General features: G+C 66.7%; 20 protein-coding genes. 12 read left to right on the top strand and 8 right to left on the bottom strand.

Features of this window, described 5'->3' with window-relative positions:
* The first annotated feature begins 34 nt into the window (after positions 1-34).
* Positions 35-907, top strand: a complete 873-nt coding sequence (locus tag AC1DOQ_RS14505) for a DUF4232 domain-containing protein (protein ID WP_477365230.1) — start codon at positions 35-37, stop codon at positions 905-907.
* A 129-nt stretch (positions 908-1,036) separates the two neighbouring features.
* On the opposite strand, the gene AC1DOQ_RS14500 is transcribed toward AC1DOQ_RS14505, so the two are convergent.
* Positions 1,037-1,915: a DMT family transporter gene (locus AC1DOQ_RS14500; protein WP_477365227.1), complete on the bottom strand. Its 879-nt coding sequence runs from the start codon at positions 1,913-1,915 to the stop codon at positions 1,037-1,039.
* Between the two features lie 248 nt (positions 1,916-2,163).
* Between AC1DOQ_RS14500 and zwf the strand changes: the two genes are divergently transcribed.
* Positions 2,164-3,630, top strand: coding sequence for a glucose-6-phosphate dehydrogenase (gene zwf, locus AC1DOQ_RS14495; protein WP_477365224.1), 1,467 nt, complete (start codon positions 2,164-2,166; stop codon positions 3,628-3,630).
* Positions 3,631-3,754: 124 nt separating this feature from the next.
* Positions 3,755-4,453, top strand: coding sequence for a FadR/GntR family transcriptional regulator (locus tag AC1DOQ_RS14490; RefSeq protein ID WP_477365221.1), 699 nt, complete (start codon positions 3,755-3,757; stop codon positions 4,451-4,453).
* A gap of 45 nt (positions 4,454-4,498) precedes the next feature.
* Here the strand turns inward: AC1DOQ_RS14490 and AC1DOQ_RS14485 are convergent, their stop codons facing one another.
* Positions 4,499-5,491 (bottom strand): alpha/beta fold hydrolase, encoded by a 993-nt coding sequence (locus tag AC1DOQ_RS14485; protein ID WP_477365218.1) that lies wholly within the window; start codon positions 5,489-5,491, stop codon positions 4,499-4,501.
* A 157-nt stretch (positions 5,492-5,648) separates the two neighbouring features.
* On the opposite strand from AC1DOQ_RS14485, the gene AC1DOQ_RS14480 reads away from it, so the two are divergent.
* From AC1DOQ_RS14480 to AC1DOQ_RS14455, 6 genes are all read left to right on the top strand, one after another.
* Positions 5,649-7,043 carry a glycoside hydrolase family 88/105 protein gene (locus tag AC1DOQ_RS14480; RefSeq protein WP_477365215.1) on the top strand — a complete coding sequence of 465 codons (1,395 nt, stop codon included), beginning with the start codon at positions 5,649-5,651 and terminating at the stop codon, positions 7,041-7,043.
* Positions 7,044-7,050: 7 nt separating this feature from the next.
* Complete coding sequence (locus AC1DOQ_RS14475) at positions 7,051-8,280, top strand: DUF4861 family protein (RefSeq protein WP_477365212.1); 1,230 nt, start codon at positions 7,051-7,053, stop codon at positions 8,278-8,280.
* Between the two features lie 276 nt (positions 8,281-8,556).
* Positions 8,557-11,280 (top strand): TonB-dependent receptor, encoded by a 2,724-nt coding sequence (locus AC1DOQ_RS14470; RefSeq protein ID WP_477365209.1) that lies wholly within the window; start codon positions 8,557-8,559, stop codon positions 11,278-11,280.
* A 2-nt stretch (positions 11,281-11,282) separates the two neighbouring features.
* Positions 11,283-12,068 (top strand): rhamnogalacturonan acetylesterase, encoded by a 786-nt coding sequence (locus AC1DOQ_RS14465; RefSeq protein ID WP_477365206.1) that lies wholly within the window; start codon positions 11,283-11,285, stop codon positions 12,066-12,068.
* Entirely contained in the window at positions 12,068-14,725 is a 2,658-nt protein-coding gene (locus AC1DOQ_RS14460; protein WP_477365202.1) for a pectinesterase family protein, read from the top strand. Before AC1DOQ_RS14465 ends, AC1DOQ_RS14460 begins: the two co-directional genes overlap by 1 nt.
* A 10-nt stretch (positions 14,726-14,735) precedes the next feature.
* On the top strand, positions 14,736-16,622 hold the full coding sequence (locus AC1DOQ_RS14455; protein WP_477365199.1) for a glycoside hydrolase family 28 protein: 1,887 nt from the start codon (positions 14,736-14,738) through the stop codon (positions 16,620-16,622).
* A gap of 10 nt (positions 16,623-16,632) precedes the next feature.
* Here the strand turns inward: AC1DOQ_RS14455 and AC1DOQ_RS14450 are convergent, their stop codons facing one another.
* Positions 16,633-18,879 carry an NADP-dependent malic enzyme gene (locus AC1DOQ_RS14450; RefSeq protein ID WP_477365196.1) on the bottom strand — a complete coding sequence of 749 codons (2,247 nt, stop codon included), beginning with the start codon at positions 18,877-18,879 and terminating at the stop codon, positions 16,633-16,635.
* A 76-nt stretch (positions 18,880-18,955) separates the two neighbouring features.
* The gene (locus AC1DOQ_RS14445) at positions 18,956-19,255 is read right to left on the bottom strand and encodes an antibiotic biosynthesis monooxygenase family protein (protein WP_477365193.1); all 300 of its coding nucleotides are present in this window, start codon (positions 19,253-19,255) and stop codon (positions 18,956-18,958) included.
* A 111-nt stretch (positions 19,256-19,366) separates the two neighbouring features.
* On the opposite strand from AC1DOQ_RS14445, the gene AC1DOQ_RS14440 reads away from it, so the two are divergent.
* The 3 genes from AC1DOQ_RS14440 (at position 19,367) to AC1DOQ_RS14430 (ending at position 22,305) form a co-directional block, all read left to right on the top strand.
* Positions 19,367-19,987: a flavin reductase family protein gene (locus AC1DOQ_RS14440; RefSeq protein ID WP_477365190.1), complete on the top strand. Its 621-nt coding sequence runs from the start codon at positions 19,367-19,369 to the stop codon at positions 19,985-19,987.
* A gap of 69 nt (positions 19,988-20,056) precedes the next feature.
* Entirely contained in the window at positions 20,057-20,896 is an 840-nt protein-coding gene (locus tag AC1DOQ_RS14435; protein WP_477365187.1) for a universal stress protein, read from the top strand.
* A gap of 32 nt (positions 20,897-20,928) precedes the next feature.
* Positions 20,929-22,305, top strand: a complete 1,377-nt coding sequence (locus tag AC1DOQ_RS14430) for a universal stress protein (protein ID WP_477365184.1) — start codon at positions 20,929-20,931, stop codon at positions 22,303-22,305.
* A 73-nt stretch (positions 22,306-22,378) separates the two neighbouring features.
* Here AC1DOQ_RS14430 and AC1DOQ_RS14425 read toward each other — a convergent pair whose 3' ends face one another.
* The 4 genes from AC1DOQ_RS14425 to AC1DOQ_RS14410 are packed head-to-tail and all read right to left on the bottom strand — an operon-like array spanning position 22,379 to position 26,739.
* The gene (locus AC1DOQ_RS14425; RefSeq protein ID WP_477365433.1) at positions 22,379-23,272 is read right to left on the bottom strand and encodes an N-acetylmuramic acid 6-phosphate etherase; all 894 of its coding nucleotides are present in this window, start codon (positions 23,270-23,272) and stop codon (positions 22,379-22,381) included.
* 11 nt (positions 23,273-23,283) lie between these two features.
* Positions 23,284-24,486: an anhydro-N-acetylmuramic acid kinase gene (locus AC1DOQ_RS14420; protein WP_477365181.1), complete on the bottom strand. Its 1,203-nt coding sequence runs from the start codon at positions 24,484-24,486 to the stop codon at positions 23,284-23,286.
* Between the two features lie 34 nt (positions 24,487-24,520).
* Complete coding sequence (locus AC1DOQ_RS14415; protein WP_477365178.1) at positions 24,521-25,264, bottom strand: GntR family transcriptional regulator; 744 nt, start codon at positions 25,262-25,264, stop codon at positions 24,521-24,523.
* The gene (locus tag AC1DOQ_RS14410; protein WP_477365175.1) at positions 25,261-26,739 is read right to left on the bottom strand and encodes a sodium:solute symporter; all 1,479 of its coding nucleotides are present in this window, start codon (positions 26,737-26,739) and stop codon (positions 25,261-25,263) included. Before AC1DOQ_RS14410 ends, AC1DOQ_RS14415 begins: the two co-directional genes overlap by 4 nt.
* Positions 26,740-26,847: the final 108 nt, after the last annotated feature.

The raw sequence follows: 26,847 nt of genomic DNA, 5'->3' as shown, positions 1-26,847 counted from the left end.
CGTCCACATCACGAAGCCATCCAGGAGCGCCACCATGCCAAGCTGCTTTTCACTTCCGCCATCCGCCATCGCGCTGGCACTTCTCGCCGCGGCGCCGGGCGTCCACGCCGTCCCGGCCGCCGCACGTCCCTGCGCCGCCGCCGACGTCCAGGTCAGCGCCGGTCCGGCCGGTGCCTGGCGCGGCCAGGCGACCCAGGAGATCCGCATCCTGAACAACGGCAGGGAAGCCTGCGCCCTGCCCGGCTTTCCCTCCCTGCAGCTGCAGCCCGCCAGCGAAGCGCCGCAGACGGTGGGCGCCAGCGAGCAGGCGCCGCAGCTGGCCAGCAGCCTCGTCGAACTCGCCCCCGGCGAGGAAGCGGTCGTCCTGCTCGGCACGCCGGGCAGCTGCGAAGCCGCCAACAGGCCGGAGCGCCGGGTCAGCCGCCGCCTGCAGCTGGCCCTGGCCGGCGGCGGCGTCAAGGCCCTGGACGGCGTCCACATCGATACCCTGTGCGGGCGCGCCACCGTGCTGCGCTTCGAGCGCGTGCAGGGCGAAGGCGCGGCGCGGGCGGCGGCGATGAAGGCGGCCGGCGCGCTCAGCCAGCTGACGGGCAGCCTGAGCGCGCCGGACGAGGCCAGCAGCGGCGGCACGCTGCGTTACACCGTGACCTTGAACAATCCGACCGCGGCGCCGGTCTCCCTGGCGGCCTGCCCGGCCTATACGCAGTCGCTGTACGCGGACGGCAAGGCCGTCGACAGCACCCGGCGCCTGGACTGCGGCGCGGCCGGCGGACAGATTCCGGCGAATGCCAGCGTCAGCTTCGAGATGCAGGTGCAGGTGCCGGCCGGGCTGGCCGCGGGGAACGGCAAGCTGAGCTGGAAGCTGGACGGCGGGCCGGGCGTGGGCAAGATCATCGGCCTGCACTGAGTCCGGCGGGATCGGCCATCCCGCCAAGCAGGCAGCCAGGCGTCGGCCCCGGCAGCCTGCTTGCCGGTTTTTTGCTTTGTCTGTCGCTCACCGTCGGTTAGTTGCAAAACCCTGAAACGCACGGCGCCATCAAGCGCTGCGGTGCGCGGCGCGGCTGCCCAGCACCAGTGCGATCCCGCCCAGGATCGCCAGCGCCGACACGCCCAGCCGCAAGGTGAAGGCCTCGCCCAGCAGCAATGCGCCGCCGGCGGTGGCGATCAGCGGCACCGACAATTGCACCACCGCCGCCCTCAGCGCGCTCAGGCGGCGCAGCGCCGCATACCACACCACATAGCCCAGGCCCGAGGTGATGGCGCCGGAGGCGATCGCCAGCCACACGCCGCGCGCGTCCGCATGCAGGCGCGCGGCGAACGGCAGCGCCAGCAGGAGGCCCAGCGGCGCCGCACGCATGAAACTCGCGGAGGTGGCGGCCAGCGGATCGGCGGCGCCCTTCCCGCGCAGCGAATAGCCGCCCCAGGCCGCGCCCGCGCCCGCCATCAGCAGCGCCCCCAGCGGCGGCGGCGCGGCGGCGCCCGGCAGCAGCAGGACCACCAGTCCGGCCATCGCCAGCATCAGGCCCAGCCAGCCGGCCGGAGCGAAGCGCTCGCCGCGCAGCAGGCCCACACCCAGCATGCTCAACTGCACGGTCCCGAACAGGATCAGGGCCCCGGTACCGGCCGCCAGCGACACATAGGCGAAGGAAAACAGCGCCACGTAGGCGAACAGCAGCGCCGCCGAGCGCCAGTCCCCGCCCGCGCCCAGCGGCTCTCGTCTGGCCCGCATCACGCATGCCAGCACCAGCGCCCCGGCCAGCAGCCGCACCGCGCCGAAGCCGGCCGGATCGATGTGATCCTGCTGCAGGGCGAAGCGGCACAGCAGGGAATTGGCGGCGAAGGCCAGCATCGCCACCGCGGTCAGGCCGGCGGCGGCCAGGCCAGGGCCCGCGGCCTCAGGCGCGCGCCGGAACATGCTTCAGCAAGGAACGAATCACGGCATTCTCCTCATCGATACGGCTATCATCGCCTGGATCTTGGCGGCATGGAAGGATTCCCTAAATCGCCTCCAGATTGTAAGCTAGGTAAAATCAACGATATGGATCAGACGCGCAGCGCCGCCAGGCCAAAAGCCGGCCCGGACGAGCGCGTCTTCCGCCCTTCTGCTACCGTATGGGGCTTGCCGGCCCAGCGCCTCCTTCAAAACATTTGACCGCACAAGACATGACCCTCTCGACAGAATCGGATACCGGCCTCCCCCTCGACATGACCATCTTCGGTGGCATGGGCGACCTGGCGATGCGAAAACTGCTGCCGGCCCTGTACATGGCCTACCTCCACGGCAACCTGCCGGCCTCGACCCGCATCATCTCGACCGGCCGCCAGGACTACGACCGCCACGCCTACCTGGCCCACGTGGCGGAGCACTCGCGCTCCTTCATCGCCGAAGCCAATTTCAACGAGAAGACCTGGGACGGCTTCCTGCAGTTGCTCGAATACGTCCGCCTGGACGTCCAGCAGGCCACCGACTTCAGCGCCCTGGCGAACGCCTCGCGCGCCGGCGCCCAGCGCGTGTTCTACCTGTCGACCGCGCCCTCGCTGTTCACCACCATCTGCGAAAAGCTGGCCGCGGCCGGCCTGGTCGACGGCAACGCCCGCGTCGTACTGGAGAAGCCGCTCGGCACCGACCTCGCTTCGGCGATCGAGATCAACGAAGCGGTCGGCAAGCACTTCGAGGAATCGCAGATCTACCGCATCGACCACTACCTCGGCAAGGAGACCGTGCAGAACCTGATGGTGCTGCGCTTCGGGAACTCGATCCTGGAACCGCTGTGGCGCGCGCCGAACATCTCGAGCGTGCAGATCACGGTGGCCGAGGAAGTCGGCGTCGGCAGCCGCGCCGGCTTCTACGACGGCGCCGGCGCGATGCGCGACATGGTCCAGAATCACCTGCTGCAACTGCTGTGCATCGTCGCCATGGAGCCGCCGACTTCGCTGAATGCGGACGCGGTGCGCGACGAGAAGCTCAAGGTGCTGCGCTCGCTGCGCCGCTTCAGCCTGGCCGACATCGCGCGCGACACCGTGCGCGGCCAGTACACCCGCGGCGTCAGCGGCAACCAGGAAGTGCCGGGCTACCACGAGGAGAAGAACGTCCCCGCGGACAGCAAGACCGAGACCTTCGTGGCCCTGCGTACCTTCATCGACACCTGGCGCTGGTCCAAGGTGCCGTTCTACCTGCGCACCGGCAAGCGCATGCAGCGCCGCTCGTCGAAGATCGTGGTCGAGTTCACCAACCCGCCGTTCCCGCTGTTCCCGGATGCCCCGGGCGGCGTCGCGAACCGCCTGGTCATCGAATTGCAGCCCGAGGAAGCGATCAAGCTGCAACTGATGGCGAAGGAACCCGGCAGCGGCATGCACATGCAGCAGGTGGCGCTGAACCTGGACCTGCAATCGGCCTTCCAGCAGCGCCGCGCCGAAGCCTACGAGCGCCTGCTGATCGACGTCGTGCGCGGCCGCCTGACCCACTTCATGCGCCGCGACGAACTGGAAGCGGCCTGGGAATGGGCCGACCCGATCATCGAAGGCTGGGGCACGCTGGGCGAGAAGCCGCACGCCTATGCAGCCGGCTCCTGGGGTCCGGCGGAATCCTTCGCGCTGCTGGCGCGCGACGGCTACAGCTGGGTCGAGTAAGTCCAGACCGGGAAAGTTTGGCTATGCCGCATGCATAATTGGTTAGTCCACTTGCAAGCTTAACAGTTGCCAACTAATATGCGGATCTGGCATTTGCCACCAACTTTCCTGGACGACCACCGCAATGAAAAGAGCCACCGCGCCGAACGAGGTCTTGTCGACTGAGCCGCGACTGTATCGGGTCGTGTCCGCGCGCATCGAAGAGCTGATCCGGGAAGAGGACATCCGGCCGGGCGAACGCCTTCCGGCCGAGCGCGACCTCGCCACCAAGCTGGGCGTGAGCCGTACCTCGCTGCGCGAAGCCCTGATCGCGCTCGAGCTGGGCGGCGTGGTCGAAGTGCGCGGCGGCTCCGGCGTCTACGTGAGCGAACAGGCGACGCCGAAGGCCGAGGGCCCGGCCGCCGGGCCCGGTCCCTTCGAGGTGCTGGCCGCGCGCCGCCTGATCGAAGTCGAGGTGGCCGCCCTGGCCGCGAAGAACGCCACCGCGGCCAACATCGACGCCATCCTGGTGGCTGTCGAGCAGATGGAACAACACCACGAACACAGCAGCGATAGCGAAGCCGCCGACCGCAACTTCCACCTGGCGATCGCCCGCGCAACCGGCAACAGCGCCCTGACCGGTGCGGTCGAATACCTGTGGAACCAGCGCGGGACCTTGTGGCACAAGCTGAAGGAGCACTTCCAGACCGAGGAGCTGCGGCAGCAGACCTTGCTGGATCACCGGAATATCCTGACCGCGATCGCTTCGCACGACGTGGCCGGGGCGAAGGCGGCGATGCGGAATCATCTGGATCGGGTTACGCGGACTTTTTCGCGGGGGTGATCCGCGCCACGAACTTGGGTTCCCGCTTTCGCGGACGGGCGAACGCTAGCGGGGTTCGTCGTTCCGCAAACACTCATCCAGAAACCCCGCGACCGCCTCCACCGTAGGCCCGATCCACGGCTCGAACAACCAGAAACCATGCGGTGTCCCGGGCAGCACGACCACCCGCCCCGGCACGCCGGACTCCCGCAGCCTCGCCAGCATCTCCTCCCGGCCCGTACTGAACCGCGCCTGCCCGCTGCCGATGAACAGCACCGGCGGCGTCTTCGCATTCACGTAGAACAGCGGCGAAGCCTCCTTCCACAAGGCCGCCTTCTCGGCATAGCGCCCGCCGAACCAGGCCCCGGCCGACGACGGCTGCCTGGCCGGATCGTCCTCGTACCGGCGCGCCGCCTCGGAGGTGAAATCGGACAGCCCGTCGATGTTGACGATGGCCTGCACCGCGCCGGACACGGCGCCCGGCCCACCATCCGGATCGAAGCGCGTCAATCCGTCGGTCACGCCGGCCAGCGCCGCGATCTGGCCGCCGGCCGAGCCGCCACCGATGGCGATGCGTGAAGGATCGATCCCGTACTCGGCCGCGTGGGTTCGCATCCAGCGCACGGCGGCGCGCGCATCCTGCACCGCGGCCGGATACAGGGCCTCGGGCGAGAGCCGGTAGCTGATCGTCGCGGCGGCATAGCCCCGTTCGGCCAACCGGATCGCCATCGGCGCGAAGTTTTCGCGCACGCCCGCACGCCAGCCGCCGCCGTGGACGAATACGATGCCGGGCACCGGAACCGCCTTCGCCGCGGCCGGCAAGTACAGGTCCAGCTGCAGCGCATGGCCGCCGTGCCGCACATAAGCGAGGCCCGTGATCGCCCGCACCGAAGCCGGCACCTCGCTGTCCGCGATGCGGATGAAGGGATAGGCCGGCGCCAGCTTTTTATAGGTGGTAGCGGCGGTATAGCTGTCCGGCGCAGGCGCAGGCCCAGCAAACGCCGCCATCGAAGCCGCAGCGGAAAGGCCCGCCGCCACCAGCATCACTCGTCCCATCATTCGCCACTCCTCCTGAACCTGGAAGACAAGTATGCCATGCCATGCACAAGTCCGGCTAGTCCGCCTTGCCAATGTGGTTGGACCACATTAGAATGGCCCGACCACATAACAAATGGCCAACAAAAACAGCAAAGGCCATCACCACACGGAGACGCCGGTGACCCCACCGACCCTGACACGCGCCGCGCGCGCCCTGGCTGCGCTTGCGGCCACGGCCGTCCTGGCCACCCCCGCCCATGCGGACGGGCCCTACCGCAATCCCGACAACAAGAGCAAGGCCGATCCGGCCGAGGGCACTTACCCGGTGCCTTACAAGAAACCGGTGGCCGCCGAGATCGCGGCCAGCCTGCATCGCATCCGCGCCTTCCTCGAAGCCCAGACCCCGACCCGCGTCGTCCACAAGGGCAGCGGCGCCGAGATCACGGATTTCAGGACGCCGGTCGCGGACGCCGTGGTGCCGACCACCGACATGGATTTCGGCCTGCAGGTCTACGAGATGGGCGTGGTCCATGCCGGCATGCTGAAGGCAGCCCAGGTCACGGGCGACCGCCGCTTCAGCGACCTCACCGCGCGCCACTTCCAGTTCTTCGCCGACCGCCTGCCCTACTTCCGCGCCCAGCAGGAGCGCTTCCACCTGGAGCGCGCCAACAGCTTCGCGCGCTTCCTCGATCCGCGCTCGCTGGACGACGCCGGCGCCATGTGCGCGGCGATGATGCGGGCGCGCCGCGCCCACGTCGGACCGGATCTCGCGGGCCAGATCGGGGTCTGCGGCGACTGGGTCGCGAAGCGCCAGTTCCGCCTGGCCGACGGCACCCTCGCGCGCGAACGCCCGCAGCCACGATCGCTCTGGGCCGACGACATGTACATGGGTGTACCGGCGCTGGCGGAACTGGGGCGCATGACGGGGCGGCAGGGCTATTACGACGACGCCGCCAGGAACGTGCTGCAGATGTCCGGCTACCTGTTCAACCCGCAGGCCGGCCTCTACACCCACGGCTGGAACGCCGACAACCCGGACGCGCCGCAATTCTACTGGGCGCGCGCCAACGGCTGGGCGGTGCTGTCGATGTCCGACCTGCTGGACGTGCTGCCGAAGGACCATCCGGGCTACCCGGAGGTGCTGGAGCAGCTGAGGAAGAGCCTGCGCGGCATCGCCCAGCTGCAGTCGGGCAGCGGCTTGTGGCACCAGATGATCGACCGCAGCGACTCCTACCTGGAGACCTCGGCCAGCGCGATCTTCGTCTATGTGCTGGCGCACGCCGTCAACGAGGGCTGGGTCAGTCCCGTCACCTATGGTCCGATCGCCCAGGCCGGATGGGCGGGCCTGTCCACCCGCATCAATGAACGGGGCGAGGTCGAAGGGACCTGCGTCGGCACCACCTTCGCCGGCGACCAGGTCTACTACTACAACCGTCCCACCAGCCCGGCCGCCCTGCACGGCTACGGCTCCACCCTGCTGGCCGGCGCCGAGATGATCCGCCTGCTGGGCAACCCGGCCTTCGAGATCCAGTACAAGGTCCGCACCTACCACTATGTGCCCAAGCGAGATTGACACCACCATGAACATGCCATCCACGCCGCTGCGCCTCCTGACGGTCGCCGCTCTGCTGGCCCCCCTCTTCGCCGGCGCCGCCGAGCGCCTCACGATCACGGCCAGCCACGAACTGGACGCCGGGCGCCCATCCGAGACCATCGCCGTGCCCTGGCCCGACGTGAACCGCGCCCTGCCCGGCGCCCTGGTCCAGCACATCGTGGTGAAGGATGCGGCCGGCCACGTGCTGCCCTACCAGGTGACCAATGTAGCGCCGCTGGCCAAGGACCCGAAGAACGTCGGCGCGGCCTATGGCGAGCTGCTGTTCCAGCACAGCTTCGCCGCCGGCGAGCACAGCGCCGTGTTCACGGTCGAGAAGACCGATGAACTGGAACCGGTGTTCCCGGTCAGGGCCTACGCCCGCTACGTGCAGGAACGCCTCGACGACTTCGCCTGGGAAAACGACCGCATCGCCCACCGCATCTACGGCCAGGCACTTGCAGCGCCGGCCCCGCCGGGCAGCGGCAAGGAAGTGCTGGAGACCAGCGGCATCGACATCTGGTTCAAGCGGGTCGAGTATCCGATCGTCGACCGCTGGTACAACAAGGGCCACGACCACTACCACAAGGACGAGGGCGAAGGCCTGGACATGTACAACGTCGGCCAGTCGCGCGGCGCCGGCGGCACCGGGGTCTGGGCAGGCGGCAAACTCCATGTCGGCGGCAACTACCGCAACTGGAAGCTGCTGGCCAATGGCCCGGTGCGCGCCGTGTTCGAACTGCGCTACGACGCCTGGGACGCCGGCGGCATCAAGGTGTCGGAGGTGAAGCGCTTCACCGTCGACGCCGGCCACCAGCTCGACCAGGTCGAAAGCACCTTCGACTTCAGCGGCGCCGCCAAGCTGACCGTGGCCGTGGGCCTGAACAAGACCCCGGCCAACAGGAAGCACGAGCCGCAGATCCTGGTGACGCGCAATGCGGCCGATCCGTCGCTGGTCCAGTGGGTCGCGCTGAAGGCCAGCCCCAACGGGGCCTACGGCACCGCGATCGTGCTGCCCGGCGCCGCCGGCTTCGCGGAAGACGCCCTGAATGAGCTTGTGCTGGCAAGTGTCGAACCGGGCAAACCGCTGCGCTACTACATCGGCGCGGCCTGGAGCAAGGCCGGGCGCATCGCGTCGCTGGAAGCCTGGCAGGCCTATGTGGCGGCGGCGGCCGAGCGCGCCGCGCATCCGGTAAAGCTCGCGCTGCGCGCCGACTGATCCCGGCGCCGCCCCGCCAACGGACGCCCGCCAACGCGGGCGGCGCCCCCGTCTTGCCTCCGCCTTGCCCCTTCCAGGACCGTGGCGTGTTGACAACATGCATTAATGTGGCTTGTCCGATTGCTAAAAGTGGTCAAACCACTTTAGAATGGTCCGACCACAACGAGCTTCCGGTCCAATCAGCTGAAGCACCCGTCTGGCAGCATCAAGAAGCACGAGAGACGCCGCGGCAACGACGGCGTCCAACGCACCGATAACAAATCAGGAGACAGCTTGATGAAACACCCGCGTCACATGGGCCACTGCGCCCGCGCGCTTCCGCGCACCCTCGTCCTTTCCTCGATCACGCTGGCGATCATGGCCCTGAGCCAGCAGGCCGCCGCGCAATCGTCGATGCAGCGCGTCGAAGTCACCGGTTCCAGCATCAAGCGCCTGGCCGCGGAAGAGGCCCTGCCGGTCACCACCATCAAGGCCGAGGAACTCGAGAAGCAGGGCCTGACCACCCTGGCCGACGTGATGATGTCGATCCCGCAGTCGGTCTCGCTCCAACCCTCGAACGCCGGCTCCGGCACCAACATCAACCTGCGCGGCCTGGGCGTGAACCGCACCCTGGTGCTGCTGAACGGCCGCCGCCTGGCCAACGAGGCGATCGCCGACGGCTACGCCAACCTCGACACCATCCCGATCAGCGCCCTGGCAAGGGTCGAGATCCTGCGCGACGGCGCCTCCTCGATCTACGGCTCGGACGCCATCGGCGGCGTGGTCAACTTCATCACCAAGCGCGAAGTGGAAGGCGGCTCGGCCACCGTGCAGTACGTGCAGCCGGAACGCAAGGGCGGCGGCGACGAGCAGCGCGTCACGCTCACCTTCGGCAAGGGCAATCTGTCGCGGGACGGCTGGAACCTCTACGGTACCGCCGACTTCCACCAGCGTTCGCGCCTCCTGCTGGCCGACCGCGCCGGCTTCGTGCCCGACGATGCGGCGATGGCCGCGATCGGCCTGCCGCGCAGCGCCGCCAGCGGCGGTTACGCAACCCCGGCCAACTTCACCAGCTCGGTCAACAAGAGCGCCACCAACCCGTATTACGCGAGCGGCTGCCTGCCGGGCGCGTCGATCCAGGGCGCCAAGAACACCTGCGTGCTGGACGATGCCGTCTACGGCAGCGCCCTGCACCCGAACAAGCAGCTGTCCTTCTACCTGAAGGGCACCAGGAAGATCAACGAGGACAACACCGTCTCGATCGAGTACACCCGCGGCGAGTCCTTCATCTTCGCGTCCAAGAACCCGACCCAGGCGATCGCGGTCGGCAAGATCACCGCGATCCTGCCCTCGACCAGCAAGTGGTACCCGGGCAAGAGCGGCGGCGTGCCTGCCGTGGCCGGCCTGACCAACCAGCCGCTGACCGTGAGCTGGGCGGTGGCCGACGGCGGCGCCGCCGTCACCCGCGACAACCAGCTGAACCAGCGCCTGCTGGTGTCGGCGGACGGCCGCGTCGGCAGCTGGGACTACAAGACCGGCCTGTCCTACGGCCTGTCGCAGCGCCGCGTCTACTTCGAATCCGGCTACTACAACGGCCTGGGCCTGCTGACCGGCCTGTCGAACGGCCTGCTGAACCCCTTCGGCCTGCAGGATGCCGCAGGCAGCGACTACCTGAAGTCGATCGCCGCCGACGGCATGCTGAACCGCACCGCCAAGACCGCCTACTACGGCGTCGACGGCACCATCAGCCGTCCCTTGATGGCCCTGGCCGGCGGCGACATGGCGCTGGCGCTCGGCGCCGACCTGCACCGCGACACCAACGAAGACACCAAGCTGCCCGTAGCCGCCGACATCAGCTTCGCCAAGATCGCCCCGGGCCACGGCGAGAGCGCGCGCACCGTCACCGGCCTGTTCGCCGAGATCGATGCGCCGGTCACCAAGACCCTGAACCTGGACGCCGCCGTCCGCGTCGACCACTACAGCGACGTCGGCAGCACCGTGACGCCGAAAATCAGCTTCCGCTGGCAGCCGGCCAAGACCGTGATGTTCCGCGGCTCGGCCAATACCGGCTTCCGCGCCCCGACCCTGTTCGACCGCTACGGCTACCGCACCGCCACCGCCAACGGCACCACCTCGGGCCGCTGGGACGATCCGGTCCTGTGCCCGAGCAAGACCCCGACCATGCCAGGCACCGGCACCGCGGTCGCCGGCGTCAACGCGGCCGACGTCTGCAACGCCAAGCTGAACCGCATGACCGGCAGTAATTCGGCGCTGGTCCCGGAAAAATCCAAGGGCGGCACCCTCGGCGTGGTGTTCGAACCGAGCAGCAAGGCCACGCTGGCCTTCGACTACTGGCAGGTCAACATGAAGGACATGCTGGCCAACCTGCCGGAATCGGTCTACTTCACCAACTACGCGCAGTACAAGAACCTGTTCGTGCGAAACGCCGACGGCTCGCTGGCCTATATCGACAACCGCACCATGAACCTGGGCGGCCAGATCGCGGCCGGCATCGACGTCACCGGCAACTGGCAGGCACCGACGACCCGCGCCGGCGTATTCCAGGTCGGCCTGGACGGCACCTACCTGACCCGCTTCGACAACCAGCTCGAGAAGGGCGGCGCCTGGATGTCGAACATCGGCCAGTTCGGCTGGGCCAGCAACGGCACCACCAGCAGCTACCCGATCATCACGCCGCGCTGGAAGCACAACCTGCGCCTGTCCTGGCGCTACGGCGACTGGGGCGCCCAGCTGACCAATGTCTTCTCCAGCAAGTATCGCGACGCCAACAGCGCCGTCACCGAGCAGTACTACCGCGACATCTCCTCGGTCTCGCTGTGGAACCTGACCGCTACCTGGAACGGCATCAAGCAGGTCAAGATCACCGCCGGCGTCAACAACCTGTTCGACAAGGCCCCGCCGATCACCAACAACACGGTGTACAGCAACGGCTACCTGAGCAGCGTGGTGAATCCGACCGGCCGTGCCTACAATGTGCGCGTGACCTACAGCTTCCTGTGACGATGAAAGCGACCTGCCTTGCAAGCGCGCTCCTGCTGGCGCTGCCCGCCCACGCGGCGGCGGCCCAGCCGGAAGCGATCCGCGTCATCCTGGTCGGCGATTCGACCATGGCGACCAACAGCGGCTACGGCGACGCCTTCTGCGCCCGCTTCACGCCCCAGGTCAGCTGCATCAACCTGGCGCGCGGCGGCCGCAGCACCAAGAGCTTCCGGGAGGAAGGCCGCTGGGATGAAGTCCAGCGCCTGCTGAAGAACGGCGGCGCCTGGCGTGCGACCTATGTGCTGGTGCAGTTCGGCCACAACGACCAGCCGGGCAAGCCCGGGCGCTCGACCGATTTCGTCACCGAATTCCCGGTCAATATGGCGCGCTATGCCCAGGAGACCAGGGCGCTGGGCGGGGTGCCGGTGCTGGTGACGCCATTGACGCGCCGCAGCTTCCACGGGCCATGGCTGCACAACGATCTCGCGCCCTGGGCCGACGCCACCCGCAAGGCCGCCGCGCGCGAACATGCGGCGCTGCTCGACCTGAACGCCGACAGCCATGCCGCCGTGCAGGCCATGGGCCAGGCGGAAGCCGACACACTGGCGGTGGCGCCGCCGCCGGCCACGCCGGCCGCGCTGCCGCAAGACCCGAACAAGGTCGAGCCGCAGGGTGCGGCGAAGAGCGCCTTCGACCGCACCCACGTCGGCGCGAAGGGTGCGAAGCTGTTCGCGGCGATGGTCGAGCGCGAAATGGTGCGCGCCTTACCGGAAACACGCACGTACTTCAAGGATGGAGGCAAGCCGTGATGCCCCGCCTGTTGCCTCTTTTGATCGGCCTGGGTTTCATCGGTGCGGCGCAGGCGCAGGACACCCGCGATGTGAAGGAGCCCGTACCGCCGCCCGCCTGCGCCGTGCTCGCCGGCGAGGTCTTTTCCCCGGAGCGCAACGACGCGCCCCGCATCCAGTCGGCCATCGACGCCTGCGCGCCCGGCCACGCCGTGGTACTGGCAGCCAGCAATGCCAAACGCAGCTTCGTTTCCGGCCCGCTGGTGCTGAAAAGCGGCGTGACCTTGATCGTCGACGCCGGCGCCACGCTGTACGCCAGCAGCGATCCGCGCCTGTTCGACAAGGGTGCTGGAAACTGCGGCACCAACGATCAGAACGGGCGCGGCTGCCGGCCCCTGATCACGGCCGAGAACACGCGCGGCAGCGGCATCATGGGCCGCGGCAGCATCGACGGCCGCGGCGGCGAGAAGATGCTCGGCAAGGAGGAAAGCTGGTGGCAGCTTGCGCGCCGCGCACAAAAGGAGAAGACGCGCCAGAACGTGCCGCGCCTGATCCAGGTGGATAAATCGCAGGACTTCACCATGTACGGCATCCTGCTGAAGAATTCGCCGAACTTCCACGTGACCATCAACCAGGTCGACGGTTTCACCGCCTGGGGCGTGAAGATCGATACGCCCCACGACGCCCGCAACACCGACGGCATCGATCCCATCTCCTCGCGCAACGTGACCATCGCCCACAGCTGGATCCGCACCGGCGACGACAACGTGGCGATCAAGGGCGGCAGCAACGGCCCGACCGAGAACGTCTCCGTCCTGCACAACCATTTCTACAGCGGCCACGGCATGTCGATCGGCAGCGAGACGAATGGCGGCGTGCGGCGGGTACTGATCGACGACCTGTCGATGGACGGCACCACCTCCGGCCTGCGCATCAAGAGTAATGATACGCGTGGGGGCATCGTGGCCGACATTCTGTATCACGACGTCTGCCTGCGCGGCACCAAGGCGCCGATCGACATCTACACGCGTTACGAGCAGGCCGAGAAGCCGGGCAGCCTGGTCCCCGACTACCGCGACATCCGCATGGAGCGCGTGCACAGCCTCACGCCCGGCAAGATCAAGCTGCAGGGTTACGACGCCGCCCACCAACTGCGCCTGCGCCTGGCCGACGTGGTCGTCGACGGCAAGCCGGAGATCGCGAGGGAATTCGCCCAGCTGAGCGGCAGCGCCAGCTTCCTGGGCCAGGCCGCGGCGGCCGTCGATTGCAGCGCGCGCTTCCCAGCCTTCCCGGCCGAAGCGCCGCGCAATGCGCGCCCCCAGCTGACGGCCGAACAGGCCAGGGCCTTCGAACGCGGCGAGGTGCTGAAGTACGTCGGCCCGATCGGCGCGGAACGCATCGATCCCTGGGATCCGATGGCCGATCCGCTGGCAAGCGGCGCCGTCTTCACGGCCGACTACACGGTGGGCGCCGGCGCAAGAGCGGACGGCCACAGCGGCTTCAACAGCGTTCAGGCGGCGGTCAACCAGGCCATCGCCGACGCGGGCGCAGCCGGCCGCCGGGTCTACATCCGCGTCCTGCCCGGTATCTACCGCGAGCTGCTCTACGTACCGGCCGGCGCCCCGCCGATCACGCTCTACGGCGATGGCCCTGATGCAAGCGCGGTACGCATCGTCGCCGCCCTCGATGCCTCGACCACGGGCAGCGACTACCACCGGCGCCACGGCACCGAATTCGAAGGCGCCCCGCCGGCCGTGCGCGCGATGTTCGAGCAACTGAAGGACTTGCCTGCGCTGTCGACCTTCGGCTCCAGCACCGCGTGGGTGAAGGCCGACGGCTTCCAGGCCCGCAATCTCACCATCGAAAACGCCTTCAACCGCGAGGGCGCAACAACGCCGAACGAATGCGTGGGCGAACGCTGCCCGGACAATACCGGCGGCAGCCGCGTCCACCACCAGGCCGTCGCCCTGCGCGTGGACGGCGCCGATCGCGTCCAGTTCGAGAACCTGCGCCTGCTCGGCCTGCAGGACACCCTGTTCCTGAACACCAGGGACGGCAGCCAGACCGTGCGCAGCTTCTTCCACAAGTCCTACGTCGAAGGCAACGTCGACTTCATCTTCGGCGACAGCATCGCCTACTTCGAGGATTGCGAAGTGAAGGCCATCGGCGACCGCGCCGCCTCCTACGCGCTGGCGCCGGACACCAGCCGCCGCGCAAAATACGGCTTCGTCTTCAATCGCTGCCGCTTCACCGCGGATGCGCGCGGCGGCAAGCAGCCGACCCGGTTCTACCTGGCCCGCCAGTGGTTCCACAACCAGCGCTGCACGCCCTATGGCTGGATCGCGGTCGACGGCTACCGCTGCCGCCTGGGCGACACCGACGCCTACCGCGCGCCGGAAGGCACGATCCGCCTGCGTTCGCTGGAATCGGTGGGCAAGGCCGTGATCCTGAACTCGCGCATCGGCGCCCACATCGACCGCGAGCATCCCTGGTCGGAATGGAACCGCAACGGCACCATGGCCCATCGCCCGGCCCAGTTCAGCTCCGACGATTACTGGACCAATCTGCAGAACGTGAATCCTGCGACGGGGCTCGACACCGCCAAAGTCCTCGGCGGCATGCCGCGCCCGGCCCCGGCCGAGGTCTACCTCGGCGAATACGACAACACGAATGAATGACGGAGACCGCATGACTCGTTTCGACACCCGCCGCGCCTTCCTGCGCAAGGGCTCGCTGGCCGGCCTGGCAGGCCTCGCCCTGACGCCGGGCGCCCAGGCCATCGCCGCCGCCGCACGAGCCGCGCAAGCCGCCGGCGCCACAGCGGCCGATCCATGGCGCCAGGCCCAGGCCATCGCCAGCCGCCTGGCGATGCCGGTCAAATTCCGCAAGAAGGATTACCCGGTGACGGCCTTCGGCGCCGAGCCCTGCAGGCTGGTGCCCATCGAAGCCTGGGTGTCCTTCGAAGACCAGGAAACCCTGCAGACCCCGGCCGAAGGCGCCAGGGACTGCTACCCCGCCTTCAAGGCCGCGATCGAGCGCTGCCACCGGGAAGGCGGCGGCAGGGTCGTCATCCCGAAGGGCGACTGGTTCTGCGCCGGCCCCATCGTGCTGCTGTCGAACGTGAACGTGCACCTGCAGAGCGGCGCCCACGTCTACTTCAGCAACGACCCGCGCGACTATGCGAAATACGGCGACGTCGACTGCGGCCCGAACGGCAGGCTGGTGGTCTCGCGCTGGCAAAGCAACGACTGCCTGAACTTCTCGTCGATGATCTATGCCCGCAAGGCGAACAATATCGCGCTGACGGCCGACGACTGGACCGCCATCCTCGACGGCCAGGGCGGCGTGCCCTTTGCCGGCTCGGCGGATTGCTGGTGGACCTGGAAGGGCAGGAACGCCACCATCAACTCGGTGGCCCAGGACAAGTCGCCGAATTACGTGCCGGGCAAGCTGGCGCAGAACCAGCCGAATCCGCTGAATCCGGTCTCGCTGGCGGCGCTCGCACCGCACCTGCCCGAAGAACGGCGCCTGCTGATCCAGGGCGAAGGCGACAAATGGCGGGCCGACGACGCCTGCCTGCCGGCGCTGTCGGAGGCCGGCGTGCCGATCGAAAAGCGCGTGTTCGGCCTCGGCCACTACCTGCGCCCGCCGATGATCCACCTGGTCGAATGCAGCAACGTGCTGCTGGAAGGCTACCAGGTCACCCACACGCCGTTCTGGCAGCACCATCCGGTGGCCTGCCGCAACCTGACGATCCGCCGGGTCTACGCCAACAGCCTGGGACCGAACAGCGACGGCTTCGATCCGGAAGCCTGCGACGGCGTGCTGGTCGAGGACTGCGAATTCGACACCGGCGACGACTGCATCGCCATCAAGGCCGGCAAGAACCTCGACACGCAATACGGTCCTTCGCAAAACATCGTGATCCAGAAGTGCAAGATGCACAGCGGCCACGGCGCCGTGACCCTGGGCAGCGAAATGGCCGGCGGCATCCAGAACATCTATGCCCAGGACCTGGTCTTCGAGAACAAGAACTGGGCCACCAATCCGCTGAACATCGCGATCCGCCTGAAGACGAACATGAACCGCGGCGGCTTCCTGCGCTACTTCTATGTGCGTAACGTCAGCATCCCGAACGGCGTGCAGACCAGCCCCTCCTTCTATGCCACCCTGCCCGGCTCGCCGATTCCGAACCGCTCGGTGGCGGCCGCGGCCGGCGGCGTGATCACTTTCGATTGCGACTACACGCCGCGCGCCGACAACGTGCGCGTGCGCCCGCCTGCGGTCCACGACATCCACATCTCGAAGGTCAAGGTGGGCAATGTAAAGACGAAGGACGGCAGGCAGGCTTCCAGCTACCAGGCCTTCGTGGTGCTGGGACCGGTCGCCTTCGACTACAACGGTCCGGCGCCGCGCCCCGACGTGCTGCCGGTGCGCGACGTGACCATCACCGATTGCGACTTCGGCACGCCGTCCAACCTCGATGATCCCTGGTACGTCTACAACGTCAAGGGTCTGAAGCTGGACAACGTGACGATAGCCGGGAAGAAGGTCGACACCGTGCTGTCGACCTGAGGCAGGGCTGTTACTGCGCTTGCTGCTTGACGTTGGCCACCGCCAGCGCCGTCATGTTGACGATACGGCGCACGGTGGCGCTGGGGCTGAGGATGTGCACGGATTTCGCGGCGCCCAGCAGGATCGGCCCCACCGTCACGCCCTTGCCGGACGAGACCTTCAGCACGTTGAACAGGATGTTGGCGGCGTCCAGCGAGGGTGCCACCAGCAGGTTGGCGCTGCCCTCGAAGTTGGCCTGGCCCGGCGGCAGGTAGATGGCGCGGATGTCTTCGTCCAGCGCGGCGTCGCCGTGCACTTCGCCGATCACGTCCAGCTGCGGAGCGTCCTTCGCCAGGATCTCGCGCGCCTCGCGCATGCGCTGCGCCGACGGTCGGTTCGAGGAACCGAAGATCGAGTGCGAGAGCAGCGCCACCTTGGGCTCCAGGCCGAACTGCCGCAGCTCGCTCGCCGCCAGGCGCGCGATCTCGGCCAGCTCGCTCGCCGAAGGCTGGTCGTTGACGTAGGTGTCGGCGATGAACAGGGTCAGCTTGTCCAGCACCAGCGCATTCATCGCCGCCATCACCGAGGCGCCCGGCGCCAGGCCGATGTCGCGCCGCACGTGCTCCAGGTGGCTGTCGTAGCTGCCCTGCATGCCGCAGACCAGGGCGTCGACTTCGCCGGCGGCCAGCATGGCGGTGCCGCGCGCAGTCGTGTCATCGGCGCACTCGACCAGCACGTAGTCGCGGTCGCGCTGCATGCGCAGGCCGGCGGCACGGATGCCCTCTTCCACCTCGCCGGCGCGGCCGATCAGCACCGGCTTCGCCAGGTTCTCGTCGATCACGGTCTGGGCGGCGCGCAGCACGCGTGGATTGGCGCCTTCCGCATACGCGACCTTGCGCGGCTCCGGCCGGCTCAGTGCGCGCGCCTTGGCGAACACCGGCCGCATGAAGAAGCTGGTGTGGTAGATCATGGCCGCCAGGCGTTCGCGATAGGCATCCATGTCCTCGATCGGACGGGTGGCCACGCCGGAGCGCTCGGCCGCTGCGGCCACCGCCGGCGCGATCGCCGCGATCAGGCGCGGGTCGAACGGCTTCGGGATGATGTAGTCGGGACCGAAGCGCAGGTCCTGGCCGGCATAGGCGGCGGCCACGGCGTCGTTCGGCTCGGCCTCGGCCAGCGCGGCGATGGCGCTCACGCAGGCCAGCTTCATTTCTTCCGTGATGCGGGTCGCGCCGCAATCGAGGGCGCCGCGGAAGATGTAGGGGAAGCACAGCACGTTGTTGACCTGGTTCGCGTAGTCCGAACGGCCGGTGGCGACGATGCAGTCCGGGCGCGCGGCCTTCGCCACTTCCGGACGGATCTCCGGTTCCGGATTCGCCAGCGCCAGGATCACGGGGCGGTCGGCCATGGTCTTGACCATCTCGCCGGTCAGCACGCCGGCGGTCGAGCAGCCGAGGAAGACGTCGGCGCCCTTGACGATGTCGGCCAGGCTGCGGGCATCGGTATCCTGGGCGTAGCGCGCCTTGTTCGCTTCCATGTGGGAGTCGCGGCCGCGCCAGATCACGCCCTTCGAGTCGGTCACGTAGATATTCTCGCGCTTCACGCCCATGCTCACCATCATGTCGAGGCAGGCGATGGCGGCGGCGCCGGCGCCGGAGGCGGCCAGCTTGACCGTGGCGATGTCCTTGCCGACCACCTTCAGGGCGTTCAGCAGGGCCGCGCTGGAGATGATGGCAGTGCCGTGCTGGTCGTCGTGGAAGACGGGGATGTTCATGCGCTCGCTCAGCTTCTTCTCGATGTAGAAGCACTCCGGCGCCTTGATGTCCTCGAGGTTGATGCCGCCCACGGTCGGCTCCAGCATGGCGATCGCCTCGATCAGCTTGTCCGGATCGTTTTCGGCCAGCTCGAGGTCGAACACGTCGACACCGGCGAATTTCTTGAAGAGGCAGCCCTTGCCTTCCATCACCGGCTTGGAGGCCAGCGGGCCGATATTGCCCAGGCCGAGGACGGCGGTGCCGTTCGAGATCACGGCGACCAGGTTGCCGCGCGACGTGTACTCGGCGGCCATGGCCGGGTCAAGGGCGATTTCCTCGCAGGCATAGGCCACGCCCGGCGAATAGGCCAGCGACAGGTCGCGCTGGTTCGACAGGGGCTTGGTGGCCACGACCTCGATCTTGCCGCGTACCGGCGAGCGGTGGTAATCGAGGGCATCGGCGCGCAGTTGCGCGTCCTTGCCCGGTTCCTGGAGGCCGCTGTCGAGGCTGCTTTCAGTGCTCATGGTGTCATCCTTCTATAGTCGATCAATGTATGGTGGCAGAAATGCGGTTCACGCTGCGCACGGCGCAGGCCGCCACTCAGAACGCCTCGAGGACGCCGCTCAGGTGCGTCACGTTCGGCGCGCCGTCGAAGCAGTCGCCGACCAGGCGGCGCCATTCCTTGAAGTCTTCGCTGCCGCGGAAATGCACGGTATGGTCTTCCAGCGTGTTCCACTGCACCAGCAGGCGGTAGGCGCGCGGGTTCTCGATGCCGCGCTGCAGGCGCATGCCGGTGCAGCCCTGCGCACGCTGGAACAGCGGCGCGGCGGCGCGCACGCCTGCCTCGAACCTTTCTTCCATGCCTTCCTTGACCAGGATTTCCGCACTTTCCAGAACCATCTCGCTTCCTTTCGCTTGTGTTGTTGCAATGTGGATCAGGGGATTATGCCAGTCCCGGCGGCAAGGCGTGCGCGGATGGGTTATCGTTCGGCTTTCCCGCATGGAGTTGGCATGAGTCAGGCAATGCATTTCTACGAACCGCGCGCCGGCCACGGCCTGCCGCACGATCCCTTCAACGCCATCGTCGGCCCGCGGCCGATCGGCTGGATATCCTCGCGCAGCGGCGCCGGCGTCCTCAACCTGGCGCCCTACAGCTTCTTCAACGCCTTCAATTACGTCCCGCCCATCATCGGCTTCGCCAGCATCGGCTACAAGGACACCCTCCGCAATATCGAAGAGACGGGCGAGTTCTGCTGGAACCTGGCGACCCGGCCGCTGGCGGAACAGATGAACCTGAGCTGCGCCGCGGTGCCGCCCGATACCGACGAGTTCATGCTGGCCGGCCTCGCGCCGGCGCCCTCGCGCGTGGTGGCGCCGCCGCGCGTGGCCGAGAGTCCGGTGTCGATGGAATGCCGGCTCAGCCAGCTGATCCAGCTGCAGGGCGCCGGCGGCGCCAAGGTGCAGACCTGGCTGGTGCTGGGCGAGGTGGTCGGCGTGCACATCGATCGCGCGCTGCTGAAGGATGGTATCTACGATACCGCCGCCGCCCAGCCCATCCTGCGCGGCGGCGGCCCGGCCGACTACTTCGCGATCGGACCCGAACAGCTGTTCAAGATGTTCCGCCCTGCCTGACGCCGCAGGGCTTTGACAGCGGCGGCGGCAAGGAATACAGTGACCCGTACCGCATTGGAGGGTTCGGCCATGTATAAAACCATCGTCGTCCACATCGATGGCGGCTCCGCCCAGGAAAGCCGGCTGCGCGCTGCCGCCCTGCTTGCCGTCAAGTACGGCGCCCACCTGGTCGGCAGCGGCGCCACCGGCATCTCCTGGATGGATTACAGCCTGCTGACCGGGTCGATGGCGGCGCCGGTCATCGGCGACGACTACCAGGTGCTGCGCGATACCGCCGCCCGGCACCTCGAGGAATTCAGGCAGCTCGCCGCCCGCCTGGGGGTGGAATCGCTCGACGCCCGCCTCACCGAAGACGATCCGCGCTACGCCCTGCTGCTGCAGTCGCGCTACGCCGACCTGGTGGTGCTGAGCCAGGACAGCGATGCCGAACCCGGCGGGCCGGCGCGGGTACGCGCCCTGCCCGCCCACGTGGCCCTGCGCGGCGTGCGGCCGGTGCTGGTGGTGCCCCGCAATTACCAGGGCGAGCCGATACCGGGCACCGTCATCGCCGCCTGGGACGGCGGCATGCAGGCGCTGCGGGCGATCACGGCGGCCCTGCCGCTGCTGGCCCACGCCGCCATCGTCAGGCTGGTGGTGATCAATCCCGATGCGCTGACCGATTTTCATGGCGAACAGCCGGGCGCCGACATGGCTCTCTGGCTGGCGCGCCACGGCGCCAAGGTCGAGGTCGTGGTCGAGCACACCCGCGCCACCACCGGCGACACCCTGTGCGCGCTGGCGGGCGCCAGCGGCGCCGGATTGATGGTGGCCGGTGCCTTCGGCCACAGCCGCTACCGCGAATGGATGCTGGGCGGGACCACCCGCGAACTGCTCGAGCGCGCCCGGATTCCGCTGCTGATCGCGCACTGAGCTTGTACACGGCCGCCAAGGCCGCCTCGGCAATGATCCCGCACCGCCCGCCCGTCTCGCCGCCGATCTATTCGGCGGCTTTGCGCCACGCCCGCCGCCAGCTGTGCGCCCGGCTGGCCCACGCGGCCAATTTGCCCGACGAGGGCTTCGCGCAGGCCTACGCCGCGCTGGTGGCCGAGGTCGAGTCGCACCTGCGGCACGAAGAAACCCTCATGGAAGCCTGCCGGGTCAAGCGGCTCGAGGAGCGGGTGCACGAGCAGCGCCAGGAAAACGCGGCCGTCCTCGCCGCCATGCACCACGTCTTGCCCCAGGTCGAGGACGGCGACCTCGATATCGCCCGCCAGCTGCTGGCGGCCCTCACGGACATCCTGTCCCTGCACCGCATCAGCGCCGACCTGGCCCTGCCGCAGCGCGCGCCGGTGCAGCCAGGCCCGCCGCGCATGCGTGGACGGGCCGCGCGCGGGCCGCATCCGCTTCCGCGCGCGGCCTCGCCTCGTGTGCGGCCGCATGCCGCGGCCACGCCGCTTCGCTTTTCCCTGCCCCTGGAGGTGCCGATGTCGCTGCAATCCATCCTGGTCCACGCCGACCTGTCGCGCCACGCCCCGGCTCGCATCCACGCCGCCGCCCTGCTCGCCCGCGAACACGGCGCCCACCTGACCGGCGCCGCCATGCTCGGCGTTTCGCGCGCCGTCTTCCCGAACGGTTACCAGATGCGCCCCGGCACCCTGGCCGCCCAATGCTTCGACCCGCTGGCGGACAAGGCACGCGAGGCGCTGCAGCGCTTCGAGGCCATCGCCAGCGAACAGGGCGTGCCGCACGACGCCCGCCTGATCATGGATGAAGCCGACGACGGCCTGGCGATGCTGTCGCGCTTCGCCGACCTGCTGGTGGTGAGCCAGGACGATCCGGCGGAATCGCTGTCGGACCACGTCCTGCGCCTGCCCGATTACGTGATCATGAACAGCGCACGCCCGGTACTGGTGATCCCGCGCGGGGACCAGGTCCCGGACGCCGGCTTCGCCCGCCGCGTACTGCTGGCCTGGGACGGCAGCCGCGAAGCCGCTGCCGCCATGGCCGCCTCGGTGCCGCTGCTGCGGCGCGCCGAGGCGGTGACGGTGGCGATGCTGTCCGGACCCGCGCTGGCGCCGGCCGAATGCCAGGCGCAGCGCGACGACCTGCTCGGCTTCCTCGGGCGGCACCGGGTGCGGGCGGAGGTGCTGGTGCGCGACGCCCTGCCCAGCCGCGCCGGCGACATCGGCCGCGCCTTGCTGTCAGTGGCCGACGAGCTGGGGGTTGGCCTGCTGGTGATGGGTTGCTATGGGCACAGCCGCATGCGCGAGCTTTGCCTGGGTGGGGCGAGCCGGACCGTGCTGGCTGAGGCGCGGATTCCGGCGTTGTTGGTGCATTGAGGATTGGTGTGGCCGGGAACGCTCGGGCAAAATCCATGTTCCCGACACGATTGGCGATAGGGCTGATCTCGGGTCAAGAGGTCCTGGAAAGCGCGGCCCGCACGCTCCCCCCACTGGCTTCCAACGCTAGCCTTGCCTCGACTGCCGTCACTGACTTCTTGATCATGATGATCGCTGTCTTGACGTGGAAATCACAGGCCTGCAATGCGCGGTGGGCGGTATCGTCGTCTACGCCGGCGGCTATTTTCGTAAGGGATACCGTTCGACGGATGAGCTTGGCATTCGTCGCACGCACGTCCACCATCAGGTTTCCATACACTTTGTGCAACATAACCATCAACATGCTCGAAAACGTGTTCAGGGCGACCTTTTGTGCGGTACCGGCCTTCAACCGAGTGCTACCGGAAATGATCTCGGACCCCGTATCGAGCGTAATACCGATCTCGGCGCTGGCGTTGATCGGCGAGTCCCGATTGTTCGCGAAACCGATTGTCAACGCACCGGCGGCGCGGGAACGTTCAATGGCGCCCAGCACGTAAGGCGTACTGCCGGACGCACTGATCATCAAGATGACGTCGTCCGGTCCCGCTGCGCAAGCGCTGATATCTTCGCCCCCTGCGGCGTGGTCATCTTCGGCATACTCGACGGCGCCAAACATCGCACCAGCTCCGCCAGCCATCAAGCCGATCGCACGTGCCGCGGGCCACGAAAACGTCGGGCTCAGCTCGACGCTGTCCAGCACACCCAGACGACCGGAAGTGCCGGCACCCACGTAGATCAGGCGTCCGCCCCGCGCAATCCGCGGCAGGGCAGCCTGTACAGCTTGTGCAATCCCCTTGTGTGCTGCCAGGACCGCATCGACGGCATTGGCCTGGTCGGCAATGAAGGCGCGCGCCATCGTCTCCGCGTCATATTGGTCCAGATCTCGGTGAAGCGAATTGGGGGTTTCAGTGTTTAGCATCGCAATCTCCTGGATCCTTAGCTAGGAAAAGAAATCTTGCCCATGAAGACAGACGGAATACCCTTCCTGTTCCCAAACGACGTTCCGTTGCCCGCAACGGTTTCATTGGCCAGTACCGCAAACAGAACGGCTTCCTTGGCGTCGCCAGCGACGCCAAGATCATCCGTGCGCATGAAGCGGCAAGGCAGTTGGTCCTGAAGTGTCTGCACCAGCAGCGGATTGTGCATGCCTCCGCCGGACATATAGATATCGAAGCTGGCCAGGCCGGCACCACGCGGGACTGTCTGGAGGATCGCTGCGGCGATAGTGTCGGCGCTGAAACGGGTAAGCGTTGCCAATACATCCTCCGGTCCAAGATCCGCCGTGTGGCTTTGTTCTTGCGCCGCGAGCACATATGCGACGTTGAACAGCTCCGGTCCGGTCGTCTTCGGGAATGACATGGAAAAGAAATCGTTCGCCTTGAGTGCAGCCAAAAGCGCTTCGTTGACGCGTCCTCTGCTGGCGATAGCGGCGTTTTCGTCGAAATCCTTGTTCGCCAGACGCCGGGCGAAGGCGTCCAGCAATGTATTCCCGGGGCCGGTATCCGTTACGAAGACTTCTTCCGCATTCGCACTCGCAGGCAAATAGGTGAAATTGGCAATGCCCCCCATATTCAGGAGGATGCGGTTTTCGCCCTTCTTGCTGAAGATGTAATAGTCGCCAAACACCGCCAATGGCGCGCCTTCGCCCCCGGCGGCTACGTGCTTTTGCCGGAAATCGGAAATGGTGGTGATCCCCGTGCGAACCGCGACGTGGTCGCCATCGCCAATCTGGAAGGTGGCATTTGAAAAGTCAGGCAGCATGTGCAAGCTTTTTGGGGAATGCATCACGGTCTGGCCATGCGACGCCACCAGGTCGATGGTAGACGCTGCGATGCCCCATTTCTCCAGCGCCCCGAGCACCATGTGTGCGTGCAGTTCGCCGATCCAGCCATTCAGCAGGACCAGATAGGGAAAGGGCACCACGTCCTTGGCGAACACTTCGCGAATGCGGCGTTTCACGTCCTCCGTATAAGGCACGGTGGTGAACTCGACCAGCGCTACCGAGGTGTCCGTGCCCGAGCCCGCCACCTCACATAACGCGATATCGAGTCCGTCCAGCGAGGTGCCGGACATCAGGCCGATGATGCGGCGCGCGGGTTTCGCGGCCAATTCATACAAGTTTGCAATGTTCTTGTTCATTGATCTTCCCTGTGCAAATCGATGTTGATCCAGACTACAGGTCGCGTCGCATTTCGGCGACGAAGTCGAAATACTCGCTGCGGCAATAAGACGTCGTGATTTCTACCGCGATACCGCTGGCCAGGTAGCCGACGCGGGTAATGAAGAATACGGCCAGCCCTTCCGGGATACCCAGCTTGGCAGCGACGTCGGCGTTCGCGTTGACTGCCTTGAAGCGTTGCAGTGCGCGCACCGGCATGTGGCCCCTGCGCGCCAATAGTTCGTACAGGGAGTTTTCGACTTCCCAGGGGTTGGGAACGAATTCTTCGGGAAGGACACAGATTTCATAGCTCATCGGTGCGCCTTCGTGAAGGCGCAAGCGCTCGAGGCGGGCGATCCGGGTGTTCGATGCCGACAATCCGAAGGTGAGCTGTTCGTCGGAATGGGCCTCGGTAATCGAACGGGAGATCCACTGCGAGCCAGGCTGGTAGCCACGCTTGGTCATGTCTTCCGAGAACCCACTCAGCTTTGTCAAGGGCACTTCAATGGGGGCGACATAGTTTCCCGACCCGCGCACCCGCACCACCTGGCCATTTGCCGAGAGATGGGCGAGTGCCTTGCGCGCCGTGACCCGAGAGATCCCCAGGTTCTCAGCCAGTGAGCGCTCGGCGGGCAAGGCGTCGTTGACCCTGAAATGCCCAGCGCTGACAGCATTGCTCAGCAAGCGTGCCACCTGCAGGTACAAAGGAGTTCCGTCGTCGGGGTTGGGACGAAAATCGAGGAATGGCCTGGCGGTCATGGCTGGGAGCTGGAAAGCGATTGGTTGGCGGTATGCTGCGGGGAAGAGATCGACCACAGCACCAGGAAGGACAAGGCCCCATTCAGCGCCAGGATCTCCAGGCCCATCTGGTAATCGCCGAACAGCGATCCCTGGTAGCGCTGCAGCAGGAAGCACAGGACCGGCGCGGCCAGCAGAACATAGGGAACCAGCTCGTCGCGTACCTGGCGACTGGTGAAGATGCCGAAGCTGAACAGCCCCAGCAAGGGGCCGTAGGTAATGGCCGCAAGTTCGAGGATCAGGACGACGATACTTCGGCTATCAAGCCATTTGAGCAGGGCCAGCAGAACAAAGACGATCAAAGCAAACCCCAGGTGGACCTTACGGCGAAACCTGGTGCGTTTTTCCGTGCTCCACGTGGCCTTGCGATGAAGTTCGACGATATCGATGCAGAAGCTGGAAGTCAGGGCGGTAAGCGCACCGTCGGCACTCGGGAACAGCGCTGAAATCAAGGCGATCACGAAGACGATCTGCAAGGCCTGCGGCATATGCGAAAACACGACGGCCGGGAAGATCCGGTCGCCGGTGGCTGTGATGCCGGCCAGCGGGGCGTACAAGTAAAGCAGTCCCCCAAGCACCAGGAACAGCAGCACCACCGCCATCATCGAAAACGCGAGCGTCAGTACGTTTTTCTGGGATCCCGTGAGAGTTCGCACCGAAATATTTTTTTGCATCATTTCCTGGTCCATTCCCGTCATGGCGACGGTGATCAGGATGCCTGCCACGACTTGCTTCAGCCAGAAATTGCGACTGTCGCCATCAAACGAGAAGATGCGTGTGAATCCATTCTCGTCCATTTTTTGCAGGCTCTCCAACAGCGACATGTCGAGCGCGCCCAGGAGGTATTTGGCGCTGATGACTAGCCCAGTCAACATGAGTGCGGTTTGCAGCATATCGGTCCAGACGATCGTCTTGACACCGCCCTGATAGGTGTACAGCAGCACCATCGCGATGGTTACCGCTGCGCTGATCCAGTACGAGACATGCAGGCCATCCAGTATCGTCTCCTGCAGCACAATAATGACCAGGTAAAGCCGGGCACTAGCGCCAATACAGCGCGACAGAATGAAGAACCAGGCGCCGGCCTTCCTCGACTTCGGCCCCAGGCGAATGCCCAGGTAATCGTATATCGATGTCAGGTTCAGCTTGTAGAAAATCGGCAGCAGGATAAACGCGATCACGAAATAACCGAGCAACTGTCCGAGCATGATCTGGAAATAGCTGAATGCGCTTTCACCGACCAGGCCCGGTACGCTGATGAAGGTCACGCCGCTCAGCGATGTTCCGATCATGCCGAAGGTAACGATCATCCAGTTACTGTTTTTATTCCCGCTGAAAAAAGACTCATTGGTGGCATTTCCCGACACGCGCCGTGCTACGAAGAACAACAGGGCGAAGTAGCAAGTAATAAAAAAGAACAAGGTGGTCGGATTCATTTTCCTCCGCTTGGCGCTGGCAGATAGACGGATCCGGTCCGTGCGCGGCGTGGGCGGCACGGACCAGGTTCGTGGCCCTCACGGGCCTGTGGAGATCCTCGCGATGCC

Source organism: Massilia sp. 01N417 (assembly GCF_056399645.1).
The sequence above is the reverse complement of the archived record's forward strand: the minus strand, read 5'-3'. Positions and strand labels throughout refer to the sequence as shown.

Coding starts and splice junctions, on each gene's coding strand:
- AC1DOQ_RS14505 (WP_477365230.1), top strand. CDS start 35: ATGCCAAGCTGCTTTTCACTTCCGCCATCCGCCATCGCGCTGGCACTT.
- AC1DOQ_RS14500 (WP_477365227.1), bottom strand. CDS start 1,915: ATGTTCCGGCGCGCGCCTGAGGCCGCGGGCCCTGGCCTGGCCGCCGCC.
- zwf (WP_477365224.1), top strand. CDS start 2,164: ATGACCCTCTCGACAGAATCGGATACCGGCCTCCCCCTCGACATGACC.
- AC1DOQ_RS14490 (WP_477365221.1), top strand. CDS start 3,755: ATGAAAAGAGCCACCGCGCCGAACGAGGTCTTGTCGACTGAGCCGCGA.
- AC1DOQ_RS14485 (WP_477365218.1), bottom strand. CDS start 5,491: ATGATGGGACGAGTGATGCTGGTGGCGGCGGGCCTTTCCGCTGCGGCT.
- AC1DOQ_RS14475 (WP_477365212.1), top strand. CDS start 7,051: ATGAACATGCCATCCACGCCGCTGCGCCTCCTGACGGTCGCCGCTCTG.
- AC1DOQ_RS14470 (WP_477365209.1), top strand. CDS start 8,557: ATGAAACACCCGCGTCACATGGGCCACTGCGCCCGCGCGCTTCCGCGC.
- AC1DOQ_RS14465 (WP_477365206.1), top strand. CDS start 11,283: ATGAAAGCGACCTGCCTTGCAAGCGCGCTCCTGCTGGCGCTGCCCGCC.
- AC1DOQ_RS14460 (WP_477365202.1), top strand. CDS start 12,068: ATGCCCCGCCTGTTGCCTCTTTTGATCGGCCTGGGTTTCATCGGTGCG.
- AC1DOQ_RS14455 (WP_477365199.1), top strand. CDS start 14,736: ATGACTCGTTTCGACACCCGCCGCGCCTTCCTGCGCAAGGGCTCGCTG.
- AC1DOQ_RS14450 (WP_477365196.1), bottom strand. CDS start 18,879: ATGAGCACTGAAAGCAGCCTCGACAGCGGCCTCCAGGAACCGGGCAAG.
- AC1DOQ_RS14445 (WP_477365193.1), bottom strand. CDS start 19,255: ATGGTTCTGGAAAGTGCGGAAATCCTGGTCAAGGAAGGCATGGAAGAA.
- AC1DOQ_RS14440 (WP_477365190.1), top strand. CDS start 19,367: ATGAGTCAGGCAATGCATTTCTACGAACCGCGCGCCGGCCACGGCCTG.
- AC1DOQ_RS14435 (WP_477365187.1), top strand. CDS start 20,057: ATGTATAAAACCATCGTCGTCCACATCGATGGCGGCTCCGCCCAGGAA.
- AC1DOQ_RS14430 (WP_477365184.1), top strand. CDS start 20,929: ATGATCCCGCACCGCCCGCCCGTCTCGCCGCCGATCTATTCGGCGGCT.
- AC1DOQ_RS14420 (WP_477365181.1), bottom strand. CDS start 24,486: ATGAACAAGAACATTGCAAACTTGTATGAATTGGCCGCGAAACCCGCG.
- AC1DOQ_RS14415 (WP_477365178.1), bottom strand. CDS start 25,264: ATGACCGCCAGGCCATTCCTCGATTTTCGTCCCAACCCCGACGACGGA.
- AC1DOQ_RS14410 (WP_477365175.1), bottom strand. CDS start 26,739: ATGAATCCGACCACCTTGTTCTTTTTTATTACTTGCTACTTCGCCCTG.